This is a genomic window from Parafrankia discariae, from assembly GCF_000373365.1.
Lineage (GTDB): Bacteria > Actinomycetota > Actinomycetes > Frankiales > Frankiaceae > Parafrankia > Parafrankia discariae.
Genome location: NZ_KB891207.1, coordinates 1 through 1,010 on the forward strand (window position 1 = coordinate 1; position 1,010 = coordinate 1,010).

At 68.0% G+C, this 1,010-nt stretch carries 1 protein-coding gene; it reads right to left on the minus strand.

What is annotated here, in order from left to right; translation table 11 throughout:
- Window positions 1-203: 203 nt before the first annotated feature.
- Window positions 204-875: an FMN-dependent NADH-azoreductase gene (locus B056_RS0111440; RefSeq protein WP_018501995.1), complete on the minus strand. Its 672-nt coding sequence runs from the start codon at window positions 873-875 to the stop codon at window positions 204-206.
- Between the last annotated feature and the right edge of the window lie 135 nt (window positions 876-1,010).

The window sequence follows — 1,010 nt, forward strand, 5'->3', positions numbered from 1 at the left end:
CGGCGTGGTCACCAGCCACGGACCGGTACCCGCAGCCTTCTGATGACCCGCGCCGACAATCCTCCGGTTGCCGCACCGCGGACCGCACCCGGCGACCTGCCTCGTCTCGGTCATCCGGGCCGAAGAACCTACGTCGACGCAGGCCAAGAACCGACTACCAGGACAAGGAACACGAGCGCCTTCGGTCACCTGACGACGCCGTACTAGGCCGTGGCGGCCTCGGCGACCGCGTCCAGCGCCGCGGCCAGGGAGTCGGCGGCCTTCTCCCGGAAACCGGCCAGCCGTGGGACGTGTTCGGACTTGGTCAACTCGGCGTGGACGAAGGTGAGGTCGTCGGCGAGACCGAGCATGCCGAACGCCGCCCTCAGGTACGGCTCCTGGAAGTCGAAGCCCGCGCGGGGCGTACCCGGCCCGTAGGCACCGCCACGCGCGGTGACGACCACGACCCGGGTACCGCTCAGCGGCCCCTGGCTGGTCGCGTGGTCGATGATGAGCGGCGGGATCGCCACCCGGTCGAACCACGCCTTGAAGCTCGACGGCACCGAGAAGTTGTACATCGGCAGACCGATCAGCACCGTGTCCGCGGCGATCAGATCCTCGACCAGCGGCCAGGTGACAGCCCAGCTCGCCCGCTCGGCCTCCGTCGTCGCCGCGGTCCGCGCGGTGTCGAGGTCACGCTCGCCGGCCGCCTCCAGCCGGGTCATGATCTCGACCTGGGCGGAGTCGACGTGCGCGAGCGGTCGTGCCGCGAGATCTCGGTAGGTGCGTTGACCGGTGGGGTTGTTCTCCTGCCAGACCTCGGCGAAGGCGGCGGAGAGCCGACGGGAGACCGATCCCGGTCGCGCGCTGGCATCGAGGTGGAGCAGATGACTCACGGAGTTCTCCAGAAAGTGGACTGCCGATCAGCGATGGGATGTGGCTTTGCAAGTGAGAACGGGGACCAGATGTAGGTGAGAACGGGGACCATTCGATCTTCGGGTCAAGATCGAATGTAGGTGAGTTTGGGGACC